General features: G+C 39.1%; 4 protein-coding genes. All 4 read left to right on the top strand.

What is annotated here, in order from left to right; all coding sequences use genetic code 11:
* On the top strand, window positions 1–1,801 hold a 1,801-nt coding region (gene glgB / locus ACLTU0_RS09850), incomplete at its 5' end, for a 1,4-alpha-glucan branching protein GlgB (RefSeq protein WP_412322268.1).
* Between the two features lie 47 nt (window positions 1,802–1,848).
* Complete coding sequence (locus ACLTU0_RS09845) at window positions 1,849–3,054, top strand: glucose-1-phosphate adenylyltransferase (RefSeq protein ID WP_022229024.1); 1,206 nt, start codon at window positions 1,849–1,851, stop codon at window positions 3,052–3,054.
* Between the two features lie 17 nt (window positions 3,055–3,071).
* Entirely contained in the window at window positions 3,072–4,190 is a 1,119-nt protein-coding gene (gene glgD / locus ACLTU0_RS09840; RefSeq protein ID WP_022229025.1) for a glucose-1-phosphate adenylyltransferase subunit GlgD, read from the top strand.
* Window positions 4,191–4,335: 145 nt separating this feature from the next.
* Window positions 4,336–5,712 (top strand): glycogen synthase GlgA (gene glgA / locus ACLTU0_RS09835; RefSeq protein ID WP_412322267.1); only part of this gene is annotated, 1,377 nt, incomplete at its 3' end.

Genomic DNA, 5,712 nt, shown 5'->3' with positions numbered 1-5,712 from the left:
GTATAAGTATGCTATTGAGGCTGAGAACGGAGAAACTTATTACAAAGCAGATCCGTATGCTGTAAAGAGTGAACTGAGACCGGGTACTGCGTCCGTAACAAAGGATATTTCAAATAATTACAAATGGGGCGATAAGGCTTGGATAAGTGCACGCAGTAAAAACAGCACTTTGACGGAGCCTATGAATATATACGAAATCCACATCGGCTCATGGAAAATACATGATGACGGAAGCTTTTATACGTATCGTGAACTGGCGGACGAGCTTGTTCCTTATGTTAAGAAGATGGGTTACACGCATATAGAGCTTATGCCTATCACCGAATATCCGTTCGACGGCTCCTGGGGGTATCAGGTAACGGGATTTTTCTCAGCTACGACAAGATACGGCGAAAGTGAAGATTTGAAATATCTTATAGATAAGTGTCACAAAAATCATATCGGAATTATAATGGACTGGGTACCTGCTCATTTTCCGCGTGACGCACACGGACTGAGAATGTTTGACGGAACTCCTGTTTATGAATATGCCGATCCGCGATTGGGTGAGCATAAGGATTGGGGAACAATGGTTTTTGACTATTCAAAGAGCGAAGTTATTTCATTCCTTATTTCATCAGCGTATTTTTGGGCAGAACAGTATCACATTGACGGAATAAGAGTTGATGCGGTATCTTCAATGCTTTACCGTGATTATTCGAGAAATGACGGTGAGTGGGTTCCGAACGAATACGGCGGAAACGGTAATCTTGAGGCAGTTGATTTTCTTAAAAAGCTAAACAAGATTATGGGGACGGAATTCCCTAACTTTATGATGATTGCGGAAGAATCTACGGCTTGGCCGCTTGTAACCGCACCGCCTGAAAATGACGGACTTGGCTTTAATTACAAGTGGAATATGGGCTGGATGAACGATACACTTCGTTATATGGGTATGGATCCGTATTTCCGTAAGGACAATCACAGTTTGCTTACATTTATGATGATGTATGCTTATTCCGAAAATTATATTTTGCCTTTGTCACATGATGAAGTGGTACACGGCAAGGGTTCTATGCTTAACAAGATGTTCGGTGAGTATGACGAAAAATTTGCGGCATACAGAACATTACTCGGCTATTATATGACAATGCCGGGAAAGAAAATGTTGTTTATGGGCGGTGAATTCGGTCAAATGCTTGAGTGGCGTTATGACGACCAACTTGAATGGAACGTACTTGAAATAGATAAGCATAAGAGATTGCATCAGTATGTAAAAGACCTTAACCATTTCTATATGGAAAACAAGGCTTTATGGGAACTTGATACAAGTTGGGACGGCTTCAGATGGGTTAATGAGGCTGACAGTGAAAACAGTGTTCTTTCCTATATAAGACGCGGCAGACACGCGGCTGATAATGTTGTTGTGGTTGCAAACTTCACACCTGTCGAAAGACCGATATATAAAATCGGTGTTCCGCTTGCGGGCGAATATGAAGTAGTATTCCATTCGAGTGCTGTCAAGTACGGCGGAAACAAACGTATTACAAAGAAAGTATACAAGACAAAGAATATGCAGTTCTCAGATATGATGTACACTATTGAAGTTGCTATCGACGGCAATTCGGTTATGTTCCTAAAGAAAAAGCCGGCGGACAAAGCTGCGGCAAGCAAAAAGAAAACGACTGCATCAAAAACTGCTAAAAAAACAACAGACAAAACCGAAAGTGCAACGGCTAAAAAAGCGGCAGTTAAGAAAACAACCGCGACAAAGACCGCTGCGAAAAAAACATCAACAAGGACAAATAAATCGGCTAAATAGTCGGTTTTAATAAAAATCTAATCAGAAAATTATAGGGAGATGATTTTATGGTATCAAAGGATTGCGTTGCAATGATACTTGCAGGCGGTCAAGGCTCAAGACTTGGTGCGTTGACAAAAAATGTTGCTAAGCCGGCAGTGCCTTTCGGCGGAAAGTACAGAATCATAGATTTTCCGCTTTCAAATTGTGTACATTCAGGAATTAATACGGTAGGTGTTCTTACACAGTATCAACCGTTGGAACTAAATAGATATATCGGTAACGGAAACCCTTGGGATTTGGACAGAAGTCATGGCGGTGTTTATGTACTTCCTCCATACCAAAGTGCAAAAGCGGGTGAATGGTATAAAGGTACGGCAAATGCCATTTATCAAAACTTAAGTTTTCTTGAAAGCTTTAAACCTGAAAATGTTCTTATACTTTCAGGCGACCATATCTATAAAATGCACTATGGCGAAATGCTGAAGGCACACAAGGAATCGGGTGCGGCTGTAACTATTGCCGTAATGCCTGTACCTTGGGAGGAAGCAAGCAGATTTGGTATAATGAACGTTGACGAAGAGGGTACTATCACAGACTTTGAAGAAAAACCGGCAGAACCTAAGAGCAATCTTGCGTCAATGGGTATTTACATATTTACATATGAAGTGCTTAAAAAGTATTTGGAGGCTGACGAACGTGACCCAAGTTCTGCAAATGACTTCGGTAAGAATATAATTCCTACAATGCTTGAAAACGGCGAAAAGATGGTATCATTCAGATTTGAAGGCTATTGGAAAGATGTCGGCACAATTCATAGCTTGTGGGAGGCAAATATGGATCTTGTTGACCAACCACCTAAGTTTGATCTAAACGACAGAAGTTGGAGTATCTATTCAAGAAATATGGCACTTGCTCCTCATTATGTCGGACAAAATGCTAAGATAACAAATTCAACTGTAACAGAGGGCTGCTTTATTGACGGCGAAATAAAACATTCGGTTATTTTCGGCGGCGTTGAACTCGGAGAAGGCAGTGTTGTCAGTGATTCGGTAATTATGCCGGGTGCGAAAATCGGAAAGAATGTTGTAATTGAAAAAGCTGTTATAGGTGCAGACGCAGTTATAGGTGACGGTGCGAAAGTCGGAGTTAATTCTTCGGACGATAACAAATATGCATCAAAATTGTGTACCAATGATCTTGTTCTTATCGAAAGCGGTGCCGAAGTCGGCGTTGAAGAAGATATTTGCAAGGGCAGTATGGTAGAAGCATAGGAAAGGGGACAGAGCCAATGAGAAGAGATACTATGGGTATTATTCTGACAAGTAATGACAGAATACCTCCGATTACAGATATAAGAGCAAATTCAGCACTTCCTATCGCAGGAAGATACAGAATAATAGATTTCGTGCTTTCATGTATGGCAAACTCGGGTATAACAAATATCGGTGTTGCAACAGAGGCAAATTACTCATCTTTGATGGACCACATTAAATCGGGTAAGCCTTGGGACCTTGACAGAAAGAATTGGGGACTTAATATACTTCCTCCGAATCTGGAAAAGGTATCATACGGTTCAATAAAGGGTAATATAGATATACTTGCAGGTATAAGCGACTTTATTCACAGAAGTCAGCAGACATATGTAATATTGTCGCTCGGTAACAGCATTTACAATATTGACTTTGAAGAAGTTGTAAAAAATCATATCGAAAGTCAGGCAGACGTTACAATTCTTTATAAAGATATGAAAGGTATGCCTGAAAGAGAAATTTCAAGATTTACAACGCTTGAACTTGACAAGGAAAATCGTATTACAGATATTGAGGTTCAGCCGTATTATCCAAAGTCGAGTTTGGCAAGTATGGACGTTTACGTTATGGAAAAGGCTTTGCTTGAAAGTATCGTTGACGAATGCAGTGCAAGGGGCGACCGAGATTTCGTAAAGGACGCACTTGTCAAGAAAATGACAGGCCTTAGAATTTACGGATATGAGTATACGGGTTATACTGATAAGATTGATTCACTTAAAGCATATTACAGAAATAATATGAATTTCTTAAATTCGGACATAAGACGTGAATTGTTTAATTCTAAAAATCCTATCTACACAAAGACAAAAGACCAGTCGCCGACTAAATACGGAAGTGACGCATCTGTACAGAACAGCTTTATTTCAGACGGTTGTGTAATTGAGGGTACTGTAATTAACAGTGTACTTTCAAGAGGTGTAAAAGTCGCAAAGGGTGCGGTCATTAAAAATTCAATCATCATGCAGGATTCTGTGATTGAAGAGGACGTTGAACTTAGTCATGTTGTATTTGATAAGGAAGTTGATATAACAAAAGGAAGAAAACTTATAGGACAAGAGAGCTATCCTCTTGCAATATCAAAAGGAACGAAGATTTAATAATAAAGATTTTAATGACAAATATATAATAGAACTGTTCAAAATTTGAGCAGTTCTGTTGAAGTTTTACGGAATTTAAGAATATTTATTGACAAATAATTCTTATAGAGATAAGATTTAAGCATATAGAAAGGAATAATTTGTTATGAAAGTTTTATTTGCTACTTCGGAGGCGGCACCTTTTGTTAAAACAGGAGGTCTTGGTGATGTAGCGGGTTCTTTGCCTGCAGCGCTTAACGAAAAAGGCGTTGACGCAAGAGTGATTTTACCGCTGTACAACTGTATACCGCAAGAATATAAGGACAAGATGAAATATATTGACCATATCTATATCGATATGGCTTGGAGAAAACAGTATGTCGGTGTTTTCGAGTTGGAGTATAACGGCTGTAAGTTCTATTTTATAGACAATGAGTTTTACTTTAACGGCGATAAGCCTTATGACTTTATACACCTTGATTGTGAAAAGTTTATATTCTTTTCAAAGGCTGTATTGTCAATTTTACCGACAATAGATTTCAGACCGGACGTTATTAACTGTAACGACTGGCAGACAGGACCGATACCTGTATTCCTTGATACGTTCCAGGATAATCCGTTCTATCAGGGTATCAAGACTGTTATGACAATTCATAACTTGAAGTTCCAGGGAAGATGGGATTTCAACAAGATTAAGGACGCAATGGGTATAAGCGACTATTACTTTACTTCCGACAAGCTTGAATTCTACAAGGATGCAAACTTGTTAAAGGGCGGTATGGTTTATGCAAACAAGGTTTCTACGGTAAGTTCAACTTACGCAAACGAAATCACAACAGAAGAATACGGAGAGGGACTTCACAATCTTCTTCGTGCAAGACAGAACGACCTTTTGGGTATAGTAAACGGTATTTCTTATATTGACTGGGATCCGAATACAGATCAGTCTATTTATCAAAACTATACAGCAAAAACAGTTCACAAGAAAAAGGCTGAGAACAAGAAAAAGTTGCAGGAAGAATTAGGTCTTGAAGTGAATGCCGATAAGATGATGATTGGTATTGTATCACGTCTTACAGACCAAAAAGGTTTTGACCTTGTAGCTTACAAGATTGAGGAACTTTGCAACGGTGGCTGTCAAGTAGTTGTACTTGGTACAGGTGACGAAAAATATGAAAATCTTTTCAGACATTATGCTTGGAAATATCCTGACAGATTCTCGGCACAAATTTACTTTTCAAATGATATGGCACGTAAAATTTATGCGGCAAGTGACGCATTTTTAATGCCGTCAAGATTTGAACCTTGCGGTTTGTCACAACTTATCAGTATGAGATACGGTACTGTTCCGATTGTTCGTGAAACAGGCGGACTTAAAGACACTGTTATTCCATATAATGAATATACAGGCGAGGGAACCGGTTTCTCATTCGCAAACTACAATGCAGACGAAATGATAAATATTATTTGGTATGCAATGCAGATTTACTATGACAGAAAAGACGAGTGGAAGAAAATCGTTGATAACGGTATGGCAGTAGAT

This window comes from Hominilimicola sp. (assembly GCF_046972485.1).
Classification (GTDB): Bacteria; Bacillota; Clostridia; order UBA1381; family UBA1381; genus Hominilimicola; species Hominilimicola fabiformis.
This window is presented reverse-complemented; position numbering and strand designations above follow the sequence as displayed.

What these genes read in the sequence shown, in the direction of transcription:
- glgD (WP_022229025.1), top strand. Translation starts at nt 3,072, where the DNA reads ATGAGAAGAGATACTATGGGTATTATTCTGACAAGTAATGACAGAATA.
- ACLTU0_RS09845 (WP_022229024.1), top strand. Translation starts at nt 1,849, where the DNA reads ATGGTATCAAAGGATTGCGTTGCAATGATACTTGCAGGCGGTCAAGGC.